General features: G+C 60.7%; 20 protein-coding genes. 7 read left to right on the forward strand and 13 right to left on the reverse strand.

Going from position 1 to position 21,513, the window contains the following annotated elements; genetic code table 11:
- Nucleotides 1–44: 44 nt before the first annotated feature.
- Both ABB27_RS01720 and ABB27_RS01725 read left to right on the forward strand, forming a co-directional pair.
- Nucleotides 45–1,028, forward strand: a complete 984-nt coding sequence (locus ABB27_RS01720) for an HPP family protein (RefSeq protein WP_057626496.1) — start codon at nucleotides 45–47, stop codon at nucleotides 1,026–1,028.
- A gap of 183 nt (nucleotides 1,029–1,211) precedes the next feature.
- Nucleotides 1,212–2,402, forward strand: a complete 1,191-nt coding sequence (locus ABB27_RS01725) for a multidrug effflux MFS transporter (RefSeq protein ID WP_211263656.1) — start codon at nucleotides 1,212–1,214, stop codon at nucleotides 2,400–2,402.
- Between the two features lie 175 nt (nucleotides 2,403–2,577).
- Here the strand turns inward: ABB27_RS01725 and ABB27_RS01730 are convergent, their stop codons facing one another.
- The 3 genes from ABB27_RS01730 to ABB27_RS19540 all read right to left on the reverse strand — a co-directional run bounded on the left by ABB27_RS01730 (nucleotide 2,578) and on the right by ABB27_RS19540 (nucleotide 5,730).
- A complete protein-coding gene (locus ABB27_RS01730; RefSeq protein WP_057626497.1) occupies nucleotides 2,578–3,237 on the reverse strand; it encodes a glutathione S-transferase family protein in 660 nt (219 codons plus the stop codon).
- Between the two features lie 85 nt (nucleotides 3,238–3,322).
- Nucleotides 3,323–4,462, reverse strand: a complete 1,140-nt coding sequence (locus tag ABB27_RS01735) for an alpha/beta fold hydrolase (RefSeq protein ID WP_057626498.1) — start codon at nucleotides 4,460–4,462, stop codon at nucleotides 3,323–3,325.
- Nucleotides 4,463–4,659: 197 nt separating this feature from the next.
- Complete coding sequence (locus tag ABB27_RS19540) at nucleotides 4,660–5,730, reverse strand: hypothetical protein (RefSeq protein WP_152984380.1); 1,071 nt, start codon at nucleotides 5,728–5,730, stop codon at nucleotides 4,660–4,662.
- 36 nt (nucleotides 5,731–5,766) lie between these two features.
- Between ABB27_RS19540 and ABB27_RS01745 the strand changes: the two genes are divergently transcribed.
- Both ABB27_RS01745 and ABB27_RS01750 read left to right on the forward strand, forming a co-directional pair.
- Nucleotides 5,767–6,885: an alkene reductase gene (locus ABB27_RS01745; protein ID WP_057626500.1), complete on the forward strand. Its 1,119-nt coding sequence runs from the start codon at nucleotides 5,767–5,769 to the stop codon at nucleotides 6,883–6,885.
- A 397-nt stretch (nucleotides 6,886–7,282) separates the two neighbouring features.
- Nucleotides 7,283–7,756 (forward strand): hypothetical protein, encoded by a 474-nt coding sequence (locus ABB27_RS01750; RefSeq protein WP_057626501.1) that lies wholly within the window; start codon nucleotides 7,283–7,285, stop codon nucleotides 7,754–7,756.
- A gap of 168 nt (nucleotides 7,757–7,924) precedes the next feature.
- Here ABB27_RS01750 and ABB27_RS01755 read toward each other — a convergent pair whose 3' ends face one another.
- Both ABB27_RS01755 and ABB27_RS01760 read right to left on the reverse strand, forming a co-directional pair.
- Nucleotides 7,925–8,602, reverse strand: coding sequence for a hypothetical protein (locus ABB27_RS01755; protein ID WP_083491087.1), 678 nt, complete (start codon nucleotides 8,600–8,602; stop codon nucleotides 7,925–7,927).
- Between the two features lie 274 nt (nucleotides 8,603–8,876).
- Nucleotides 8,877–10,124: an MFS transporter gene (locus ABB27_RS01760; RefSeq protein ID WP_057626503.1), complete on the reverse strand. Its 1,248-nt coding sequence runs from the start codon at nucleotides 10,122–10,124 to the stop codon at nucleotides 8,877–8,879.
- Between the two features lie 111 nt (nucleotides 10,125–10,235).
- Here ABB27_RS01760 and ABB27_RS01765 point away from each other — a divergent pair, with 111 nt between their 5' ends.
- Nucleotides 10,236–10,667 (forward strand): winged helix-turn-helix transcriptional regulator, encoded by a 432-nt coding sequence (locus ABB27_RS01765; protein ID WP_211263658.1) that lies wholly within the window; start codon nucleotides 10,236–10,238, stop codon nucleotides 10,665–10,667.
- Nucleotides 10,668–10,757: 90 nt separating this feature from the next.
- Here ABB27_RS01765 and ABB27_RS01770 read toward each other — a convergent pair whose 3' ends face one another.
- Nucleotides 10,758–11,021, reverse strand: a complete 264-nt coding sequence (locus ABB27_RS01770) for a TFIIB-type zinc ribbon-containing protein (RefSeq protein ID WP_057626505.1) — start codon at nucleotides 11,019–11,021, stop codon at nucleotides 10,758–10,760.
- Nucleotides 11,022–11,153: 132 nt separating this feature from the next.
- On the opposite strand from ABB27_RS01770, the gene ABB27_RS19545 reads away from it, so the two are divergent.
- Both ABB27_RS19545 and ABB27_RS01775 read left to right on the forward strand, forming a co-directional pair.
- The gene (locus tag ABB27_RS19545) at nucleotides 11,154–11,513 is read left to right on the forward strand and encodes a hypothetical protein (RefSeq protein ID WP_152984381.1); all 360 of its coding nucleotides are present in this window, start codon (nucleotides 11,154–11,156) and stop codon (nucleotides 11,511–11,513) included.
- A gap of 536 nt (nucleotides 11,514–12,049) precedes the next feature.
- Nucleotides 12,050–13,072 (forward strand): hypothetical protein, encoded by a 1,023-nt coding sequence (locus ABB27_RS01775; RefSeq protein ID WP_152984382.1) that lies wholly within the window; start codon nucleotides 12,050–12,052, stop codon nucleotides 13,070–13,072.
- A 677-nt stretch (nucleotides 13,073–13,749) separates the two neighbouring features.
- On the opposite strand, the gene ABB27_RS01780 is transcribed toward ABB27_RS01775, so the two are convergent.
- The 7 genes from ABB27_RS01780 to ABB27_RS01805 form a co-directional block, all read right to left on the reverse strand.
- Complete coding sequence (locus ABB27_RS01780; RefSeq protein WP_057626507.1) at nucleotides 13,750–14,259, reverse strand: REP-associated tyrosine transposase; 510 nt, start codon at nucleotides 14,257–14,259, stop codon at nucleotides 13,750–13,752.
- Nucleotides 14,260–14,619: 360 nt separating this feature from the next.
- On the reverse strand, nucleotides 14,620–15,285 hold the full coding sequence (locus ABB27_RS01785; RefSeq protein WP_057626508.1) for a DUF6988 family protein: 666 nt from the start codon (nucleotides 15,283–15,285) through the stop codon (nucleotides 14,620–14,622).
- A 135-nt stretch (nucleotides 15,286–15,420) separates the two neighbouring features.
- Nucleotides 15,421–16,536 (reverse strand): AAA family ATPase, encoded by a 1,116-nt coding sequence (locus ABB27_RS19180; RefSeq protein WP_152984383.1) that lies wholly within the window; start codon nucleotides 16,534–16,536, stop codon nucleotides 15,421–15,423.
- Nucleotides 16,537–16,541: 5 nt separating this feature from the next.
- On the reverse strand, nucleotides 16,542–16,988 hold the full coding sequence (locus ABB27_RS20460; protein ID WP_425477463.1) for an AAA family ATPase: 447 nt from the start codon (nucleotides 16,986–16,988) through the stop codon (nucleotides 16,542–16,544).
- 74 nt (nucleotides 16,989–17,062) lie between these two features.
- Nucleotides 17,063–17,902 (reverse strand): TSCPD domain-containing protein, encoded by an 840-nt coding sequence (locus ABB27_RS01795; RefSeq protein ID WP_057626510.1) that lies wholly within the window; start codon nucleotides 17,900–17,902, stop codon nucleotides 17,063–17,065.
- Nucleotides 17,903–17,979: 77 nt separating this feature from the next.
- Entirely contained in the window at nucleotides 17,980–18,798 is an 819-nt protein-coding gene (locus ABB27_RS01800) for a hypothetical protein (RefSeq protein ID WP_057626511.1), read from the reverse strand.
- Nucleotides 18,799–18,946: 148 nt separating this feature from the next.
- Entirely contained in the window at nucleotides 18,947–21,097 is a 2,151-nt protein-coding gene (locus ABB27_RS01805; protein ID WP_057626512.1) for an adenosylcobalamin-dependent ribonucleoside-diphosphate reductase, read from the reverse strand.
- Nucleotides 21,098–21,513 lie beyond the last annotated feature (416 nt).

The following is a 21,513-nucleotide window of genomic DNA, read 5'->3' on the forward strand; positions in this document are numbered from 1 at the left end:
CGAAAAAGGCCTCAAAATGGGCTACCTCACGCCCATCACCTGCCATGACGTCCAGCAGCAAGCCCCTGCACCCCCTCCGTAGCTGGTTGAGCATCGAACGCAACCAGACCAGCCATGGAGAGAAATGGATCTCGGCACTGGGCGCGCTGATCGGCATCACGGTGGTCTACCAGCTCACCCATTGGTGTTTCCCGGGCGGGTTTGGCAACCATCCCGGCGGCGCCATCTTGCTGGCATCGATGGGCGCCAGCGCGGTCCTGGTGTTCGCAGTGCCACACGGCGCGTTGTCGCAACCATGGGCGGTGATTGCCGGCCATCTGGTGTCGGCGTTCATTGGCGTCAGCTGCCAGTTGATGTTCCCCGAACAGGCCTGGACGGGCGCCCTGGCCGTGGGCCTTGCAGTCGGCGCGATGCACTATCTGCGTTGCATCCACCCGCCCGGCGGCGCCACCGCGCTTGCCGCGGTGATCGGTGGCAGCGACGTGCATGCACTCGGCTACCACTACCTGCTCACGCCGGTGGCGATCAATGTCGCCGCCATCCTGTTGGCCGGTATCGCCTTCAATGCCTGCTTCGCCTGGCGCCGCTACCCGGTGCATCTGCACCGGCGGCGGCAGCAGCAGACCGCCACCGTGCCCTCTTCGCAGCGCAGCGTGGACCTGACCCAGGAAGATTTCCACGCCGCCATCGGCCAGCTCAATTCGTTCGTCGACATCACCGATGAAAACCTGACCGAACTGCTGGAGCTGGCCAAGCAACATGCCGAACGCGATGCCCTGCATCCGGACCAGATCGAAGCCGGCCACTGCTATAGCAATGGCCGCCTCGGCCGCGCCTGGAGCGTGCGCCGGGTATCGGTAACCCCGGCATTGTCGGGGCCCGCCGCCGACCGCCTGGTGTATGCCGTTGTAGCTGGCGATGGCATCGGCGATATCGGCCACGCCACGGCCGCCGAGCTGCGCCAATGGGCGCGTTTCGAGGTGACACTGCGCCCAGGCGGACGCTGGGCCAAGCTGGGCAACGATTGATACGAAATGGCGGCGGCCGCCTGCCAAGCGCGGCGATTGCTCACAATCGTCGCCAATCCGCAAGCCCGTGCGATCACGCTGAAAGTCTGCCGATTGCTCTGATTCCAGGCTTTTTTTCAAGTCTTACAGCGCGCGCATAACTGCGGATAATCAAGCGCCCCCCCCCCTCGCCTCTAACCTCCCATGAGCATTCTGCGACCGCGCAGCATGCCGTTGGTGCTGGCCGCGCTTTGCGCGACCGGCCCGCTCGGCATCGATATGTACCTGCCCAGCATTCCCGCAATGGCCACCGACTTCGGTACCAGCGCTGGCGCCATCCAGTTCAGCCTGATGGCATTCTTCCTTGGCCTGATGCTCGGCCAACTGGCCTATGGCCCGCTCTCCGACAAATTCGGGCGCAAGCCGCTGATCCATGTAGGCCTGGCGATCTTCAGCCTCGGCTCGGTGGGATGCGCGCTTGCCGGCAGCATCGAGCAACTCAACTGGCTGCGCTTCGTGCAGGGTCTTGGTGGCTCGATCGGCATGGTCATCGCATTTGCCATCATCAAGGACGCCTTCAGCGGCGCGGCGATGGGAAAACTGATGTCGATGGTGCTGGCGGTACTGGGGCTGTGCCCGGTGCTGGCGCCGCTGGCCGGCAACGCCTTGCAGTCCCTGGATTCGTGGCGGGTGATTTTCTGGGCACTGGCCGCCTGGGGTGTGCTGGTCGCCATCGTGGTTGCCGTGCTGCTTCCGGAAACCCGCAGCGTTCAGGCGCGTGCCGGCTTCGCACTTGGGCGCACCGCACACACCTACCTGCAGATCCTGCGCGACAAGCGCTTTCTGCCGTTTGCAATGGCGCTGTGCATCGCCCAGGCCGGCTTCTTTGCCTATATCGCCGGTTCTTCCACGGTGTTCATCCGCCACTACCAGTTGTCGCCATTGCAGTTCAGCCTGCTGTTCGCGCTCAATGCAGCCGGGCTGGTGGTCGCCGCCATCATCAATCCACGCCTGCATGCACGCATGGGCGTGTTGAAGACGTATCGCGTCGTTACTCTGGCCTACTTCGGCGTGCTGAGCGCGCTGTTGCTGGCGATGCTGGCCGGCATCAGCGCCCTGCCGCTGCTGTGCACCGGCCTGTTCATTACCGTCGCATTGCTCGGCTTGCTGATGCCGACCGGCAGCCAGCTTGCATTGATGCAACAGGGCCAGCATGCAGGGACGGCCGCGGCACTGCTGGGTGCCTTGCAGTTCGGTGCCGGCGCGGTGATTACCGCCGTGTCCGGCTCCCTGGCCTATCTGGGCGGAATAGGCCTGGTCACCGTGATGGCCGCATGTGCGGCGCTGTCGGCAGCCATCTGCCTGCTGCTGTTTCCACGCCGCATCGAGGCCTGAGCCGGTCCCCTGCCGCGCCCTTGGCAATCCCAGCAAGAGCGCGGCAAAAGGCGTTCCGGCTACGCCTGCTCACGGCCCTAGCGATTCCAGCAAGACCAGCAGCGGCGTGATGAACACGCCAGGCCAGATCAGCATCAACCACGGACAACTGGCCCCTGCCTGCAGCAACGGACGGTCAATCGCGGTCGGGCGCCCCCAAGGGGAACAGATGCCGGTAGCTGCGTGCTTCGTTCACTGCGCGCGCAAATGAAGGGCGCTGCAGCAGGCGCTGGCGGTAATCCAGCAGCAGCGGGTAATCGTCGCTGATACGGTGGACCCAGTCGGCATAGAACAGCGCCGGCGCGGCCGCGCAGTCCGCCAGCGAGAACGCCTCGCCACTGGCCCAGGTGCGACCCGGCAGCTGGCTTTCCAGCCAGGCATAGGCCAACTCAAGCTTCTGCACGGCAAACCCGCGCGCCTCGTCGCGCTTGCCATCGTCGCCGGTCAGGGCACCGGCCACCGCATGCTGCACCGGGCTCATCACGTGCAGGTCGAAGAAACGGTCATGGAAGCGCACGTCAAGCGCGGCCATCGGCTGCCCGGGCAGCAGCTGCACCGGCCCGGGATGCTTGAGCTGCAGGTATTCAATGATGATGCTGGTTTCCACCACGCTGTGATCGCCATCGATCAGCAGCGGAAACTTGCCCAGCGGCCAGCGTTGCAGCCACTGACCGATGTACTCGGGGGTGTCCGGGCCCAACAAGCGGAACTCGAAGGCGATGGCGTTCTCATACAGCGCGATGAGCACCTTCTGCGTATACGAGGAGAACGGGTGACCATAAAGCAGCAGCGACATGGCGAGACCTCCGTGACTACAGCAGCGTGGCAACGTTGATGCATTGGCTACGGACAAGCATCACACACCGGCGAGCTTGAACAGTTCAACCACTTCCCGCTGGGTCCGCCGTCACAGCCGGGCAATCATTGGCCGCCGACCGGCCGCTGAATCGCTCGGCAATCCAGGCAATGGCCTGATCGGCGGAGGCGATAGCGGTCGTTGCGTGGCCGGTATCCGGCAGCCGCAGGTAACGTGCAACAACGCCGCGCTGACAACTGTGTTGATAGAACGCCTGCGTCACCGGCGTGGCCACCAGTCCATCGGCGTCGGATTGCACCAACAGCAGCGGCGGTGAACCCGCTGCCAGCGCAGTGATCGAATTGCGCGCCATCAAGCTGTCCCAGGGCGCACGTCCTGCCAGGTCCAGGTTGCCCAGGCGCGCGCGCAGGCGCAGCAGCCGCAGCAGGGCGGCGGCGGAGAACGGATCGCCTTCGCAGCCACGGGTGGCGCGCTCGATCACACCTTGCGTGGCCTTGTTGGCAATGGTGGATAGATCAGCGCCATAGACCTTGGACCAACTGCGCGCGGTGAAGGCGGTCAACAACCCGCGGACGGTGGTGTCGGCGTGTTGCATGTTCGCGGCCAGATCGGTGGGGGGCGATACCGCGACCACACCCAGCAACTGCAGTTCCGGCGCATACGACTGCGCCCGTTGTGCAGTGAACAGCGCCGCGTGGCCACCCTGCGAATGCCCCCATACCGCGAACTGGCGACCGGCAGCGGCCGCGGCAACGCCGCTTGCGGCACGCACCGAATCCAATATCGCCGCCGCGGTGGCGTCACCGGCCAGATAGGCATGCGGACCACGCGTACCCAACCCCGGATAGTCACTGGCCACTACCACCCAACCACGTGCCAGCATCTCGGCAAGGCCGGGGATCTGGTCCAGCGTGCGGATGGGTGTGCAGGCCGAATCAATGCCCACCGTGCCATGCGCCCAGGCCACGATGTTGCGCCCACGCGCCGGCGCGGCGCGGCCCGGAGCGATCAACACGCCAGTGGATTGGATGGGATCACCATCGACATCGGTGGTTTCGTAACGGATGCGCCAGGCCTTGGCCCCGGCCGGGGCGCCGCTGACAGGCTTGGCTTCCAGCAGTTTGCCTGGCGCCGCAAACACGGGCGAGCTGGCCACAAGCGGCCACATAAGCAATAACAGCCAGCGCATCACTGCGATCTTCATGCGTTCCAGTCCCTGGGTCCCCGGTGCGCTGATGCTAGCTCAAAGCGGTGATGATCACGGTGTGTGGGAGCCACATATGCCTCGTAGCCGCGGAATGCGACGGCGCAGGAAGCGCTGGATTGCCGTCGTGTGCACGCGGGCAGATTGCCTGCTTCGCGGCTTACGCCACTCCCACACAGAGAGTTATTGGCTTCAGATCAGTTCCGCAGCACGAGCTTGTCGCCGGCGGCGACGAACTTCTTCTTGTACTCGATGCTCGGGCAGCAACGCGAATCCTCGTCGGCATAGTCCAGGTAACTCACCTGAATATGGCCGCCGGCAATATCAAAGTCGGCCAGCTTGCCCGCATCCGCCGCACTGCTATCGATCAGCACCAGCTTTCCTTGCTGCTGCTGGAAAACGAACAGATGCTGGAAATCGGTGTTGCTGCCTTCGATCGCAAACAACGTGCTCGCCGCCAGATCGGCAAGCCCATCACCGTTGATATCGCCACGCACCAGCTTGCGGAACTGCTCGGACTCAATCAACGAGGTCTCGATCGCTTCCAACTTGCTCTGCTGGATGTAGCCAGCAATGGCTGCGGCCAATGCCGCCTTCTCGTCGTCGGCTGAAACAGGCGGGACGCCGGTGTCGACATTGCTCGGCATAGGCTGGTGTTCAACAGGCTTCGCTTGCGGCGCGGTGCAGCTGCCCTGCTCGCAGATACGGTCTGCCTTGCAGTCGGTGTCCTTCTGGCATTGCCCGCTGCTGGCGCTGGGCAGCCCTGGCGCGGGCGGTTCCGCTGCGGCACAAGCTACCAATGCCAAGGCGATGGAAGTGGAAAGCAGAAAGCCACGAACAGCCATGCAACATCCCCCTGTGTATGCAGCACCGAGCGTATGGGCTGCGTCCTGAATAGGCAAGATCGCCGACTGCCATTGTTTGCACGGAACCAGCCGGAGCGTCTTTCGATAGCAAAAGAGCATGACAAGCCCGCGAATCGGCGACATCAGAATGCTGCGGCAGGGACCAACCTGTGGGAGCGGCATGAGCCGGGAATCCGACAACGATTTTGGCCCGACAGCCCAGTGATTGCAGGCATCGCGCCGCCCCTGCCTCTTCGCTGGCGCCACCGGCCGCAATCGCCAGCTCGCGCTTGAATGTTGCGGCAGCAGCAATTCTCTTTTCCAAACTGTCCGGTTGAGGTGGCCCGCAGCCGTGCCCATGTTCCAGCAGTCCGTGCTGCGGCGCCTGTCGCACCGCAGCTGCAATGGCGTGTTACTGGCCATTGCCCTCCCCCTATCAGACCTTCCTGGAACATTGAAATGAGCAAGCTTTTCGAGCCCTACAACCTAGCTGGCATCCCGCTGGCCAATCGCATTGTGATGGCACCGATGACCCGTTCGCGTGCCCCCAACGACATCGCCGACGAACGCGTTGCCCTGTACTACGCACAACGCGCCACCGCTGGCTTGATCGTCAGCGAAGGCACGCCCATTTCGCGCGAAGGCCAGGGCTATCTGTTCAACCCCGGCATCTACACGCCGCAGCAGATTGAAGGCTGGCGCCTGACCACCAACTCGGTGCATGCGCTGGGCGGCAAGATCGTCGCCCAGCTGTGGCACGTGGGCCGCATGTCGCACCCCTCCATCCAGGCCGATGGACGCGCGCCGGTCAGCGCCAGCAGCAAGCAGCCCGCCAATTCCAAGGCCTTCGGCTATACCGAAAGTGGCGAGCCCGGCATGGTTGATCCGCCGGCGCCACGCCAGCTGAGCACCGAAGAAGTCGCACGCGTGGTCGAAGACTTCGCCCAGGCTGCGCAGAACGCCATCGATGCCGGCTTTGATGGCGTGGAAATCCACGGCGCCAATGGCTACCTGCACGAGCAGTTCCTCAATCCGCTGATCAATGACCGCGATGACCAGTATTCGGCGGCAACGCTGGAGAACCGCATCCGCTTCACCCTGGAAGTGATCGATGCCATCGTCGCGCGCATCGGTGCCGAGCGCACCGGCATTCGGCTGTCGCCCTACGGCAATGTGTTCGATATGCCGTCCTATCCGCAGACCGATGAGACCTACACCGCCCTGGCCGACGCCATCGGCAGGCGCAAGCTGGCCTTCGTGCACCTGATGAACCAGGCAGGCTTCTCGCGCACCGAGCCCAGCCAGGCCGGCTTCAATGCACTGCTCAAGACCATCAAGAGCAAGCTGCCGGAAACCAGCCTGATTCTGGCAGGCGGGCTGGACCGCGACTCAGCCGAAGCGCTGATCAACGAAGGCCTGATCGACCTGGCCGGCTTCGGCGTACCGTTTATCAGCAACCCGGACCTGGTCGAGCGCCTGCGCAACGGCTACCCGTTGGCCAAGGCCGACCCGACCACCTTCTACGGCGGCACCGGCAAGGGCTACATCGACTACCCGCCGTACAACGCGGCAGGCTGACAAACAGCTCCGTCGGTACAGCACCCCTGTAGGAGCGGCGTAAGCCGCGAAACCACCACTCCAAACGCCACACACTGTGCGCAATTGCACAGCGCGTGGACGCGCATGGTTTCCCGGCTTCGCGACTCACGTCGCTCCTACAAACCGCAGGCTACGCGGCAAGACAGTTGTAGTTCCTGTGGGAGCGGCGTCAGCCGCGAAGCCCTGAATCCAATCGCCATTGGCTCTATGCAATTGCATAGCCTGCGGATACGCACGGTTTCCTGGCTTCGCGACTGACGTCGCTCCTACACAGGACTGAAATGCGGATGGCAGCGGCCTAGCTATACTCGCCCTTTGGCATATGAATTGCGGCACCCCCGCAACAACCGGTGCCCGCCATCTGGAATCACGATCAATGCCCATCTCGCTTCAACCGCAGAACATGCTGGGTCACTGGACTGACTCCACACCCCGGACCTGCGAGTTCCAGCACGGCAGCACACTGATCCTGGTCGAGTACGTTGACGCCTATCCAATGGAACGCAAGCTGGCCGCCGCCCAGCAAACCATCAATGATGCGTTCGCGGAAGTACCTTGCGCATTGACCTTCGCATCAGCGGTGTCTGCAGCACGGCACCCCGCCTTCTGGAAGCACGCCAATCGCATAGCCCTCAGGCAATCGCTACTGAACGTTTTCAGTATTCGCTATGTACCCGACAGCGATCAGCCCATCTACGATATCTCCTGGAACCCAGGCTTCCAGCCAGAATCAAGCCTTGCCTATTCGGAAAACTGGGTGGAGGAAATGGTTGAAGTGCACACACCAGATGACCACGAGTTCATCCACGTAAAGCGTATCTGCAAGAACCAGTATCAACTTCTCGACTGACGGCCGCACTAGAGCGGCCGCCACCGCAAGACTTGCCACCGCAGCCACGACCTGCAGCTGCGAGCAGTCGACACCCTCTGGCATGGAGGCGCGCCCACCTGCATCACCAGAACAAGCAGAACAGATAGACACTTCACGGTGCGGTGCCGCCGATACTCGCCGCCGAACTCAGCCCTCGTCCTCGCACGGCGCATCGTCCTTCAGCAGTGCGGGGTCCACCGGCTTGATCTCATCGATAAGCGCACGCTGCTCGGCCGTCGGATTACCCAACCAACTTACCTTGCAATGCGAAACCAGACGACCAACCAGTTTGGGGTAGTCGGGCTGGTAGAGCATGGCCAGCTGATGGGTATCGCACTGGTGCGCCTGGCAGGCCGTGTAGAACCACCACGTCTCCGCGCCCAGCGTCTTCGGCGCACCCGCCGCGCTGGGGCCGCTGAGCAGACGCTCGCGCTGCGACGGTGCATCCGGGTCAGCAACGTCGTACTGCGCCGCTTCCTTCAGCAATGCGTCGAATGCTGCAGTCAGTTTGGCGTCGGCACGGCCGCAGTTGTCCACGGTGTTGCCGCCGACCAGAGTGAAGAAGTGCGTCGCCAGCGGGTTTTCCTCGCAGCTGGGCGCGTAATCGAAGCCTGCGGGGGTTGGAATATCGCTGTCGCCTTCCTCATACGGAGCGGACTCGCCATCTTCACCCTCGCCCGCTGCGTCCGCATGTGCAGATGCCGTCGCATCCTGGGCCGGCGCCGCAACATCGTCGCCCTCATTTTCAGCAGCCGGTACTGCTGCCTGCTTGCAACCCAGCAACAAGCCCATCAGCAAGCCCGCCCACAACATCCCTACTTTCATGTTCACCCCAGGTAATCGGTCCATTGCAGCCATTCCCGGGTACGCCTGCGGGAATGGGCGGATTGTAGCTTCTGGGTTCAGCTGGCGAACATGGGGCATCCGCCGATCCACCCGCTTCAATTCCGCGGCCGATCCCATGGACAGCTCCTGCACCATCTCTTGTGGGAGCGGCGTAAGCCGCGAAGCCGGAACGCTGAAACAACCTCACCGCCTGCTATCCGGACTGCAGCGCACGGCTCCGGCACAACGCTAACGCTGAAGCAGAATCCTTTCCCTACGTTGGCTGCCCCAGCTCCGCAGGCATGAACCGCCGGGTAGCCAACCAGAACAGCACAGCGGCGCCACATGTAGCTGCACCCAGCGCGCAGACGCCACTCCATCCTGCCTGTGCGTAGATCACCGTGGTGGCAATCGCCCCCGCCCCGCTGCCTGCCGCATAGAACAGCATGTACAACCCGACCAGCCGGCTGTGCACGTGGACCTGCTCGCGCAGGATCATGCTCTGGTTGGTCACGTGCAGCGCCTGCCCGCCAAGGTCCAGCAGGATGATGCCGAGCGCCAATGCCCACAGTGAAGTCGGCATCAGCGATAACGGCCACCACGCCAGCAACAACACCAGCAGCGCCATCGCGGTGACGGTCTGGCCCCGCCCCTTGTCCACCCAGCGGCCTGCACCGGCTGCACCCAACGCACCGATCACGCCAACCAACCCGAACGCACCAATAGTCGTGTGTGAGTACGCATAGGGCGGCACGCTCAGCGGCAGCACCAGCGCGCTCCAGAAAATGTTGAATGCGGCGAACATCAGCAATGCCAGCACACCGCGGATCTGTAGAACCCGGTCTTGTCGCAGCAGCCGCGCCATCGACCCAATCAGCTGCGCGTAAGGCATTGTCACTGCCGTCGCTGGCAAACGCGGCAGCTTGCGATACAGCAAACCCGCCAATAGCAACATCGCCAGTGCGGCAACGATGTAGACGCTGCGCCAGCCGCCCAAATCGGCGACACCACCGGCGACCACCCGCGCCATCAGCAAGCCGATGAATACACCGGCCTGTGCGGCACCCACCACCCTCCCACGCTCGCCGTCACCGGCAGCGCTGGCCGCGTAGGCAATCAGGCCCTGCGTCATCGCCGTGCCGAGCAGGCCCGTCGCCAACATGCCCGCCAGCAGCCACCCCGGCGACTGCGCGCAGGCAACCCATAGCAGTGCGCCCACCAAGGCCAATAGTTGGATCAGCATCAAGCGGCGCCGTTCCAGTCTGTCACCCAGCGGCACCAGCAGTACCAACGCCAATGCGCTGCCCAGCTGCGTCGCCGTCACCACGCCGCCGACAGCGGCCAGGCTGATGCCCAGCGATGCGGCGAGCAGGTCCAGCAACGGCTGTGCGTAATACACATTGGCAACGCACAAGCCGCTGGCGACAGCGAGCAGGCCTACCAAGGCGGCCGGCATGGCCTTGCTCGCCAACGGCACGGAGGCGCTGCGGCAGGACGGAAGTGTTTCCAAAGGCTGGCTCATGCCGCATCCAATCTGGTTGCAAATAACAACTAGATGGATGCTAGCGGTGATCGGTTTTAAAATGCAACTACAATGCAGGTATCCACAGGAGCTGCCATGTCCCGCCGAAACCTGGAATCCGACTCCCCCTGCCCGGTAGCACGCAGCCTCGACCTTGTCGGCGACCGCTGGTCATTACTGATCCTGCGCGACGCATTCGATGGGGTGCGCCGCTTTGGCGACTTCCAGCGCAGCCTGGGCGTGGCCCGCAACATACTCACCGACCGCCTGCGCAAGCTGGTGGACGCAGACATCCTGCAGCTGCATGCCGCATCGGACGGCACCGCTTATCAGGAGTACGTGCTCACGCCCAAGGGCGAGAGCCTGTTCCCCATCCTGGTCGCCCTGCGCCAATGGGGCGAGCAGCACCTGTACCAGCGTGGCGAACGCCACTCGCAGCTGCTCGACAACCGCACTGGCAAGCCGGTTCCGTTGATGCGCTTGCACGGTTCGGATGGAGCGGTGTTGGCGGCGACGGATACGCGGGTGCGCAAGTTGGCCTGACGCGATGGGTATTGCTTGGGCGAAGGATGGACCAAGACGAACAAGGGCCAGAGCGAGAACCACGCTCTGGCCCTGTTTTATCCATCTCTGCTAGAAGTCGAAAAGCTCGCCAAGCAGGCTCTTCTTTTTCTTGTGTTTGTAATAGCCGCTATCACGCGAATCGTACTGCGGAGGGCTGACGTTGCGCGGCTCCGGTTGACGGGCCTGCGGCGCATCGGCAACGGATCGCTCAATCAACTTGTCCAGCTCGCCCCGGTCCAGCCAAACCCCACGGCACTGTGGGCAATAGTCGATTTCAATTCCTTGCCGGTCGGACATGGTCAAATTCACGTCCGTGCAGATGGGGCATTTCATTGTTCCATTCCTCGTTCGCTGACCTAAATTAAGACATTGGTACGGCACAGCGCCAAATCAAGGCCGTCGATAGGCGATAGCCGTTTGGCGGAATTTGCGAAGTACTCGTGGTCAGTTCAAATACTCCTTACGATGCAGCCCAAAACGGAAGCATCAATCTTTCCCGGCTTCGGCAGCAGAATTGGATCAACCGCGGGAGTGAACCTGCCCCCGTCCATCTGGTTGCGTAACTGGCTTAAAATTGGCCCAGTTACCATGCACTACGACGAAATTTGGCTGTTAGCTTGTTCAACGGGCACCCCCCTTAATCGCCCGATGAGAGCCAAAATGTTGAAAAAGCTAGCGATCGCCCTTTATCGCCAGGGACTGTCATTCATCATCCCCGGATGTATCGAGATATGGCAGGGTGCTCCCGTTCCAGTCAATGCGGCCAGCGCAGCCATGTTTATCTTCGTCGGGATACTAGTCGCAAAGAAGCCACCGACTCATTGATTCCTTCCAAGCCTCCAATAGAGAGCCTGGACATCTTGGTCTGCGATTCGATCAATGACATCGGGGTCGGCTACTCGACCCCGTTTTAAGCTCATCACTTCTCGGACATGGGCCCTTTAAGCTCATTGAACGTCTCAGAATACCGACGGTGCATAGCGCGTAACCGATCCTCCGAAGGTGCGTCCAACAAGACCATTTCAACCGCAGTCGCCGAGCCAAGCAACTCGATCTCTCGCTCAACCTTCTTCATTGGGGCAGCCTTGTAGCCCGGGTAAGCGCAGCGCACCCGGGGAGCACATGAATCCCACGAGACCGCAGTTGCGCGAATGCCAAAGACGGCGCCAAAAATTGATAGCAAGTCGACTGAGTGGCTGAACGCATTACCTGGCCATCACAAGCCCCGGCGGCACCCGGGTCACGACGCTCCGATGGCACCGCCTGCGCCCTGACAAGGCATAGCCGCCACATTGAATGGTTGGCGCACTCACCTCATCAGCTATCCTCCGGATTCCGCTTTCAAACTCCGGACGATGCACATGGATAGGCATATCGGTTCTCACCTGATCATCACGGCTACCCTGGCCTTGGTACTCCTCGCGGCGTCGCTATCGGCCAGTGCCGCAGAAAAGCAGCGACTGACGCAAGCACAGTACGCCGCTTTTCTACAACAGCGCAGCAGCGTTGTGGGCGCGATCAATGCCGGACATTGGACCCAGGCCACCGTTCAAGCAAGGGATCTATTGCAGACCTCGCTGCACATACCCAATGCTTACGAACATATGGGCGCACTCAACCTGCTGTTGGTGACACTGCGCCATGAAGGCCTGCACATCGAATCCATGCAGGCGATTGATCAGGTACTGGCGCAGGTTGCAGCCTCCGGCGGGAGGCCGGTATCTGACCAGATGGAAATACTGATAAGGGAGGGACTGATAAGTGCATCCCTCGCCGGCGACAACGCAGCGGTACAGCGCTACCAGCGCCTGATGTTGAAGGAGGCGAATTTGCCTTCAGCCCAGTGGCAATGGAATTTCGATCAGAGCCGTATTGCGGACGGCGTAGCCCATACCGTGCTTCCGTTGGTCGCCGGCGCTTGGGTACTGCAAGGTGTCCAAGCGGCCTCGCAACGCAGCAAGCGCACGTACTATCACTACCTTTACATCGCACCTGATGGCGAGACCGCCACCTTGGATATGCATATCAGCTACGCGCCGGAATTCCAGGGACTGGATGATGAAGAGGTACGCCGCCGCACTGCCACATTCTTGCGTCCACTGTTTGAGGAAGCGGTCGAAGGCGCAGAAACACTACCCGACCTTCCATTCCCTGGGTTGATCCAGAGCAAGCAGGTAACGCGGACGCCGCTGAAGACCGAACCCGACCTTCAGCACTTTAACTGGATGGGCGTTCGCGGTGACTGGACCGTAGATATGCGATCAACCTCGTCCGTGGAAGTGGCAGCACAGGTTCTGGCGCAGCTGCCGACGCTGTGGGCACCGATGCAATGGTCAGCCAACCCCGTATTGGGTACAGCGGGACCAAGTACACCTACGAACTGATTACTGCGCTTGAGGTATGGAAAGACTGGAAGACCGCAGGCAGGCTTGCCAGTCCGCTTCCGGCCGCAGCGGTGTTCCCCACCGACCCGACGTCGTTGCAAACCTTCAGTCGAGCAACTACGCAAGCTGCTGGACGCAGGCATCCTGCAGTTGCATGCAACGACGAACAGCCCCGCTCGGCCCGGCCCGGCCCGGCCCGGCCCACCAAGGGTACTTGCTTGCCCTCAAGATCAGCTGCAGTTTCGTTGAAGCAACTGGTGCTTTTTCAAGGACGGTAGATGAGTGAGGCCCGGTCATGATGGCGTCTCATTCCTTTACGATACTCGGCGCGCAATCCCACTGCCATCCAAATCCTCAAGCCATTGATGTAGCTCGAAATACACATGTAAAACGCGGTGCACGCCCAAGGAATTTCTTTACGATTCAATGTCAACTTTCGACTACCTATGCCGGCCAGAATCAAGCCTCGCCAATCGGAAATCCAAGTGTGCTGAACAAACACCGCTTTTGTAGCCCGGGTAAGCGCAGCGCACCCGGAGCCGCATGAATCCAGAAGCCATGCAGAGTCGCGACTCCTCTAACTGCCGAACGACCCAGGAGAACAGGCAACAAGTCGGCTGAGCGCTGCCCTTGATCATCACAAGCCCCGGGTGCGCTGCGCTTACCCGGGCTACGGGTTACCGCGCTGGCTCTCCAAAGCCAACATCTGGCGTTGACTCGTCGCATGCCCAGTCTTCCGGCAACAAACCCTCGCGGACGTATCGATGAAATGTCGAGTGCCGCCAGTCGCACACCGCTGTCACCCAGCCATGCTTCAACGGATTGATATGCACGTAGTCCACGCAGGCTTGAAGCTGGGCTTCATCGCGGATCGTTCGCTCCCAATAGCGCGCCTGCCAAGGGGATCGATAGCCCGGCGCGAAGACTCTACGGGTGAAGCCTTTCTTGATGTCCTGCCACAGCCGTGGATAGTCATCAGTGCTGGCATCCAGCTGGATCACCGCATGCAGATGCTCCGGTAGCACCACCGCAGCCAAAACCAGGTGAGGCACCCGGCGCGCCGCATTGCGCCACGCCCGTTTCAGCGCATCGATCTCCCGCACCAGCAGATCGCTACGCCTGTCACGCAACGTCACGGTGAAGAAGTACGTGCCGCCAGCAATGCGGTTGCGTCGATAGTTGACCATCGCTCAAGCGTAGCCATGCACCGAAGCAGCACACGTCGCGCGATCCGTACGCAAATCACCCGTCGCCTTGTGATCCACCGTAGCCCGGGTAAGCGCAGCGCACCCGGGGCGTCGTGCTGATCACCATGGCAGAAGATCACACCGGAGACGGGAAAGTGCCTGTTTGCATGAAAGCCAACGGCTACCAGTAAGAACAAAAAAGCCGAGCATCTGCCCGGCTTCTTTGACTACCTATTCCCCGGGTGCGCTGCGCTTACCCGGGCTACGTCACTGCTCCGACCGATCCAGTTGATTCGAGAATGCCAACCACCTAGCGAACGAGGGCCAGAGCGGAAACCCGACTCTGACCCCGGTTCTTCACTAATCGCCGGTTGCTGGAGGCAGGCAATCGGAAAATTGGCGCTGCAATGTCGGAAGCATTGGTGAGCGCAAGCCATGCGCCATGCGGACTACATTCGTTGCCAGGAGCAGCATACCGTTGGCGTTGATGAGCAATGAACCAACTTCATGATGCGGAAAAGAAGCAAAGCTCTGCACGACGGGCCTGATACCTCCATGCACATAAGAGTGCATTCCTCGCCATGTTGCTTCCTTCAGCTCCACAAGGGGCTTGTGGATATCGGCCGGATGGAAGCGGGATATGGTATCCAACATCGCCGCAACGTCCGGCCCTTTTCGCGTTTCAGCATCCGACAGGATGGCTTCTTCCTTGGGAGCAAAGAAGCCTTCAATCCACGCATCCTCAGCTCCACGCATGGTCCATATCGCCCGAATCAAGGCTTCATACGTAGGGCGAACCAGTGCTGTTGCGGATAGGTCCAACTCGCGCTGGACAAGCAGCCATTGCGACATGGCATGCTGCCTGACGATGTTCGCAAAGCCACGGACAGCTAATGTCCGCTTGCTTTGATGCTCAGGTAACTCTTCCCATAAAGGGTTAAGAGCATCGTGCAACAAGCGGGTTCCGTTCGCTATGCGCTCCAATCGCTCTCTAGCCTGATCATTCTCGTCGATCTCACTCTGCATACGTTCGCTCCTTCGCTACATATGTAAATCTGCACCCGACTCTGTCCCCTGTTTCCCGGCTCACGCCACTCCCACAAGTCCCCCCCAACCTTCTTGCTTTAACCGAAGTGAACCTGTCCTCGTTCGTCTCCTTGCTCACCCAGGCAGTTCAGACAAAGCAATCTTTGTTTCCTCAAGCGCATCAGGCTCCTCCTTCGCAAGGACGCGGCAGATGTCCTTCCAGACATCCACCTCTTCTTTGAGAAGATCTTGCCCAACCCAATACAGCTCCCCATGGTCACCCATCAATAGCGCCCGATCGAGAATATCGCGGGCCTGATCCTGCTCTACTTCACAAACATTCGAGAAAGCATCGAGGTGGCTCTCTCGTACTCGCGAGAGTACATATCGTTCTGGCGGCATATCAGAAGGCAGAAACTTAAGCCGCGCTTCGAACCAACACTTCGCATCTTCCTTCCTCTTCTGAGGAACCAGACCCAAAAAACGATTGACGTGGGCTGTACTAGCAGCCCGTTGATCACCGTCAAGAACACAGAGCACTTCTTCATCTTGCGTTCCATCGATAAATCTAGCTGCCATCTGAGCTACAACTGCGCTATTTGACCCAACTTCACAGATTCGGGTCCTGCGCCGCAGTTCCATCCCAAGATAAGAATTAAGAAGAATATGCGCAGAAGAATCTTCCAGATATATGCAAACCTCAGACGAAGGCAGCCCTGAGAGCCGTCCAGCAGCAAACCCAGGAGATATGCCTTCTATAACCTGAGCCCCCGATTCAGAATTCTCAATGTAGAACCGGCCTTCAGGAGGAAGCGTCTCCAAAACCACAGGGGAATGAGTTGTAAAAATAAACTGGTGCGCCTTATCCAGCGCCACCTGCTTTAACTCATGAACAAGCTGCCTTTGCGCAGCCTCGTGCAGCCCCAATTCTATTTCATCAATTACAAACAAAGACGCTCTTGATGCGCTATGAATGGCCAAAAAAAGCGCAAAAAGCGCCTGCTCCCCGGCCCCCATATTGAAACCAGAGTACCTATGCCCCCGCTTGGTTACTAGAGGAAGCTTATAGGCCCCTCCCCCTCTCAGCTCAAGGTCATCATACCTAATTCCCAAAACCCGACTCACCGAATCCTTGGCATCATCTTCGACTTCGGATTTCTTATTTGGAGATATGAAGTACCTACGTTGATTGACGATAGAGCTCTTCTCGCTGGGCGGGACAACCCTATCGATTCCAAAGTAAGCCACCACTCTCTTCACCCTAGCATCGTAGTCGTTCCACTTTCCGCCCTTATTTTTTTTCGCACCTGATAGCCCATGCCCTTCCCATCCGGCATGTTCTCAGTCGCTTTCCACTGATCATAATGGATGCCATATCTCAGCTCAATTCCGTCAACAGGCACCTCACCATGCGCCTGCACAAAGAAATCAGAGAATCGATAGTACGGCAATGTTCGACCAGGAAGGCGCCACCCGGTGGGCTTTCCGTGGAAAGCGCATGCAGCGAGCGCTAGAACTGTTGATTTACCACTACCATTTCGCCCCGATATAGCTGACAAAGGGTATTTAAACTGGATATTAAATTTTGAAAGCGCCCTTATCGCCCCTTTTCTCAAGGTAATACTTTTCAAAGAACATCGACTAACATCATTTGAAAACCTCTCTATGTTCTTCCTGTCCACATCGGAATGTTGATACCTCACACCCCCTCCCTGAGATAAAAAAAACGGGCATTGCCAATGCCCGTCCAGTATTTATTTCTGCGGAAAACTAATTTTTACCCGCACTTGCTATACCCACAATTCAAGCAAGTCTGGCAGCCATCCATGATCACCAGCGCCTTGGTGCTGCACTTGTGGCACATGGTGGCGGCGGCCGGGAAGCTGCCGTTGTCGGCGCTTTCGGGGTCGGCTTCAAGGACGAAAGCCTCAGAAGCTACCCCTCCCCGGCCCTCCCCTTCGCTTTGCGAAAGGGAGGGGGCGAGCGCGGCGCTTTGCGCCGGCGCTGCGGTTACTTCACTGTTTTTTTTTGAGCGGTCTTCGAACTGCTTGCGCTTCTCGGCGATCAGGGCGCGCTGGTGGGCGCTCATTTCCGGGTCGTGCAGCAGGCCGATCGACTTCATGTGGTCTTCGACGATGGAGCCGAGCTCGGCCACCAGCGACGGCATGTACACGCCACCGGCCTTGAAGTAGCCGCCCTTGGGGTCGAACACGGCCTTCATTTCGTCAACGATGAAGGTGACGTCGCCGCCCTTGCGGAACACGGCCGACATGATGCGGGTCAGCGCCACGATCCACTGGAAATGCTCCATCGACTTGGAGTTGATGAAGATCTCGAACGGGCGGCGCAGCTCGTGCTCGGTGTCCTGGTTGAGCACGATGTCGTTGATGGTCACGTAGAAGGCGTGCTCCACCAACGGTGATTTGATCTTGTAGGTGCTGCCGATCAGCACTTCCGGGCGCTCGATGCGCTCGTGCATGTGCACGATGTTGTCTGTCACGGACTCGACCGGCGCCACGCTGACCGCGGCCTTGGCCACCGCAGCGGCTTCACGGGCTTTGTCGTCCGGAGTGATGACGGAATAGCCCTTGATTTTCTTGTCGATCTTGACGGCCATGGTGCGAGTCCTGGTTATGCGTTGCTATACGGATTGGCAGCAACCCCGTCCCTGTGGGACGGGGCGCGCGGTGTGGCTTACTTGCGGGTGGCCTTCTTGACGGCCTTTTTCACGGCGGTGGCCTTCTTGGCAACCGTCTTCTTCGCCGAAGCGGCCTTCTTGGCAACCGTCTTCTTGGTGACGGCTACTTTCCTGGCAACCTTCTTGGCGACCTTCTTTTCAGTGGCCTTCACCGTCTTCTTGACGGCGGCGACCTTCTTGGCGGCCTTCTTTTCAACCTTCTTCACTGCCTTCTTGGCAGCAGCGGTCTTCTTGCCGACGACCTTGGCGACCTTCTTCTCGGTGGCCTTCACTGCCTTCTTGGTGGCAGCGGCCTTCTTGCTGACGGCCTTGGCAACCTTCTTTTCGGCAGCCTTCACGGTCTTCTTGGCCGAGGCGACCTTGCCGGCTGCCTTCTTCTCGGCCTTGGCTACGGCCTTCTTGGCAGCAGCGCGCTTGCCGGCGCCCTTCTTCTTCAGGTCAGCGGCTTCGGCCTGGGCGCTGGCCTTGGCGGCTTCCAGCTTCTGGCGCATGGCGCTGACCTTCTTGGTCACTTCCTTCTTGGCGGCAGCAGTCTTCTTGGCCACCACCTTCTTGGCAGCGGCGGTCTTCTTGGCCACTACCTTCTTGGCAGCAGCAGCCTTCTTGACCACGACCTTCTCGGCCTTCTTCACTGCCTTCTTGACCTTGGCCACCTGCTTCTTGGCACCGGCTTCCACCTTGTGCGCGCCGGTCTTGACGGCGGCCACGGCTTCGCTGGCGGTCGCGGCGATGGTCTCGCCGACGTTGGCTGCGGTTTCTTTCACGTTCTCGGCAACCTGGGATACGGTCGCGGTCACACCATTACCATTGCTCATAAAGCCCTCCTCAGGGCATCGGGTCTTTTAACGTTGGCGATGCTATATCGAAGCCGATGCAACGTGAAACAAGCGCGCAACAACCCGGTGGCGGTGAGACCACCGTCATGCCCACCCGGCGCAGGCGCCAGGCGGGCAATGAAGGCACTCAGAACTTGCCGTAGTAGCCTTCCTTGAGGGCGTCGAACAGGTTGGCGGCGGTGTGCATTTCGCCGTCGTATTCGATCTGTTCGTTGCCCTTGACCTCCACCGTCTGGCCGTCTTCCAGCTCGAAACGGTAGGTGGTGTTCTCCAGGTCCGCTTCCTTGACCAGCACGCCCTGGAAGGCAGCCGGGTTGAAACGGAAGGTGGTGCAGCCCTTCAGGCCCTGCTCGTGGGCGTAGCGGTAGATGTCCTTGAACTGCTCGTACGGGTAATCGGTCGGTACGTTGGCGGTCTTGGAAATCGAGCTGTCCACCCACTTCTGCGCGGCGGCCTGCACGTCCACGTGTTCCTTGGGCGAGATGTCGTCGGCGCTGATGAAGTAGTCCGGCAGCTTGGCATCGGCCTCGTCGGAGAACGGCATGGCCTTGGCGTTGACCAGCTGGCGGTAGGCCAGCAGCTCGAAGGAGAACACGTCCACCTTTTCCTTGGACTTCTTGCCTTCGCGGATGACATTACGGCTGTAATGGTGCGCGAACGAGGGCTCGATGCCGTTGGAGGCGTTGTTGGCCAGCGACAGGCTGATGGTGCCGGTCGGGGCGATGGAGCTGTGGTGGGTGAAGCGCGAACCGACCGTGGCCAGCTCTTCCACCAGCTCCGGGGCCACCGTGGCCACGCGCTGCATGTAGCGGCTGTAGCGGGCGTGCAGGACCTTGCCGGCGATCTTCTGGCCGACCTTCCAGCCGTCCTTCTTCATTTCCGGGCGCTGGCGCAGCATGGCGGCGGTGACCGCGAACTGCTCTTCCATGATCGGGGCGGCGCCCTTTTCACGGGCCAGCTCCAGGCCGGTTTCCCAGCCAGCCACGGCCATGTCACGGGCAATGGCTTCGGTGAACTCGCAGGACTCGGTGCTGCCGTACTTCATCTGCAGCATGGTCATGGTGCTGCCCAGGCCGAGGAAACCCATGCCGTGGCGGCGCTTGCGCATGATCTCGTTGCGCTGCTGTTCCAGCGGCAGACCGTTCACTTCGACCACGTTGTCGAGCATGCGCGTGAACACACGCACCACTTCCTTGTACTCGTCCCAGTCGAACGAGGCCTTGTCGGTGAACGGGTCACGCACGAACTTGGTCAGGTTCACCGAGCCCAGCAGGCAGGCGCCGTACGGCGGCAGCGGCTGCTCGCCGCAGGGGTTGGTGGCGCGGATGTTTTCGCACCACCAGTTGTTGTTCATCTCGTTGACGCGGTCGATCAGGATGAAACCCGGCTCGGCGTAGTCATAGGTGGAGACCATGATCATGTCCCACAGGTGACGGGCACGGATGTGGCCGTACACCTTGCAGGCCACCAGGCCGTCATCGCGGACGATGTAGTTCTCGTGGGTCGGCCAATCGCGCCAGACCAGGTCGGTCGCGTTCTGGTCGACTTCGGCCTGTTCCTTGGTGTTGATCGGGAACACCAGCTGCCAGTCGGCGTCGTTCTTGACCGCATCCATGAAGCCGTCGGTGATCAGCAGCGACAGGTTGAACTGGCGCAGGCGGCCGTCTTCGCGCTTGGCGCGGATGAAGTCCTTCACGTCCGGGTGCGACACGTCGAAGGTGCCCATCTGCGCGCCGCGACGGCCACCGGCCGAGGACACGGTGAAGCACATCTTGTCGTAGATATCCATGAAGGACATCGGCCCGGAGGTGTAGGCACCGGCGCCGGCAACGAAGGCACCGCGCGGACGCAGGGTGCTGAACTCGTAGCCGATGCCGCAGCCGGCCTTCAAGGTCAGGCCGGCTTCGTGGACCTTTTCCAGGATGCCATCCATCGAGTCGGTAATGGTGCCCGACACGGTGCAGTTGATGGTGCTGGTAGCCGGCTTGTGCTGCTGCGCGCCGGCGTTGGAGGTGATGCGGCCAGCCGGAATGGCGCCACGGCGCAGGGCCCAGGCAAAACGCTCATACCAGTAGGCACGCTTGTCGTCGGTGGCCTCGGCGTCAGCCAGGGCACGGGCCACGCGCAGGTAGGTGCCATCGATATCGGCATCCAGCGCTTCGCCCGCCTTGGTCGTGAGGCGGTACTTCTTTTCCCAGATGTCCTGCGAGGCAGGTTGCAGAGGGATCATGTCCGACTTGGTTTGATTGCTGACCACTTCCAGACGCACCGTACTCATGATTGTGGAAATTCTCCTGGGGCACCTTGCGGTGCGTTCAACTTGTTCCCAAACAGGCTGGGCGGCAAAGACAACGACGCGCAGGCGCGTACTTACGCGCCTGTCGGCGGGATGAGGGGATTCCGGGAACTGCCGGTTGTCTGCATCACTGTCGCGGTCATTGCACGCCTTCCGTTGGGGTGCTTGCACCCCGAGCACTAAACCCTACTGCTTGGGGACGCTTTTCACATCAACCCAACATCTAGTGGGTGATGACCCGACCAAGCTTACCCGCCGGCGGGGTGATGTCAAACGAAAAATCTGCGTCGCCTCTATTGCAATTCGTGCAGGGCTTGGCGGCCTTGGGATTGCGGCGTTGCAGAAGTTTCATTGCCGATTTAGCCGGCCCCCGCCACACTCGTGTTCAGCAACCCGCC

It is taken from the genome of Stenotrophomonas terrae (assembly GCF_001431465.1).
Classification (GTDB): Bacteria; Pseudomonadota; Gammaproteobacteria; order Xanthomonadales; family Xanthomonadaceae; genus Stenotrophomonas; species Stenotrophomonas terrae.

Excerpts from the sequence above, each read along its gene's own strand:
- ABB27_RS01720 (WP_057626496.1), top strand. The coding sequence starts at position 45 with ATGACGTCCAGCAGCAAGCCCCTGCACCCCCTCCGTAGCTGGTTGAGC.
- ABB27_RS01725 (WP_211263656.1), top strand. The coding sequence starts at position 1,212 with ATGAGCATTCTGCGACCGCGCAGCATGCCGTTGGTGCTGGCCGCGCTT.
- ABB27_RS01730 (WP_057626497.1), bottom strand. The coding sequence starts at position 3,237 with ATGTCGCTGCTGCTTTATGGTCACCCGTTCTCCTCGTATACGCAGAAG.
- ABB27_RS01735 (WP_057626498.1), bottom strand. The coding sequence starts at position 4,462 with ATGAAGATCGCAGTGATGCGCTGGCTGTTATTGCTTATGTGGCCGCTT.
- ABB27_RS19540 (WP_152984380.1), bottom strand. The coding sequence starts at position 5,730 with ATGGCCAGTAACACGCCATTGCAGCTGCGGTGCGACAGGCGCCGCAGC.
- ABB27_RS01745 (WP_057626500.1), top strand. The coding sequence starts at position 5,767 with ATGAGCAAGCTTTTCGAGCCCTACAACCTAGCTGGCATCCCGCTGGCC.
- ABB27_RS01750 (WP_057626501.1), top strand. The coding sequence starts at position 7,283 with ATGCCCATCTCGCTTCAACCGCAGAACATGCTGGGTCACTGGACTGAC.
- ABB27_RS01755 (WP_083491087.1), bottom strand. The coding sequence starts at position 8,602 with ATGAAAGTAGGGATGTTGTGGGCGGGCTTGCTGATGGGCTTGTTGCTG.
- ABB27_RS01760 (WP_057626503.1), bottom strand. The coding sequence starts at position 10,124 with ATGAGCCAGCCTTTGGAAACACTTCCGTCCTGCCGCAGCGCCTCCGTG.
- ABB27_RS01770 (WP_057626505.1), bottom strand. The coding sequence starts at position 11,021 with ATGAAATGCCCCATCTGCACGGACGTGAATTTGACCATGTCCGACCGG.
- ABB27_RS19545 (WP_152984381.1), top strand. The coding sequence starts at position 11,154 with ATGCAGCCCAAAACGGAAGCATCAATCTTTCCCGGCTTCGGCAGCAGA.
- ABB27_RS01775 (WP_152984382.1), top strand. The coding sequence starts at position 12,050 with ATGGATAGGCATATCGGTTCTCACCTGATCATCACGGCTACCCTGGCC.
- ABB27_RS01780 (WP_057626507.1), bottom strand. The coding sequence starts at position 14,259 with ATGGTCAACTATCGACGCAACCGCATTGCTGGCGGCACGTACTTCTTC.
- ABB27_RS01785 (WP_057626508.1), bottom strand. The coding sequence starts at position 15,285 with ATGCAGAGTGAGATCGACGAGAATGATCAGGCTAGAGAGCGATTGGAG.
- ABB27_RS01795 (WP_057626510.1), bottom strand. The coding sequence starts at position 17,902 with ATGGCCGTCAAGATCGACAAGAAAATCAAGGGCTATTCCGTCATCACT.
- ABB27_RS01800 (WP_057626511.1), bottom strand. The coding sequence starts at position 18,798 with ATGAGCAATGGTAATGGTGTGACCGCGACCGTATCCCAGGTTGCCGAG.
- ABB27_RS01805 (WP_057626512.1), bottom strand. The coding sequence starts at position 21,097 with ATGAGTACGGTGCGTCTGGAAGTGGTCAGCAATCAAACCAAGTCGGAC.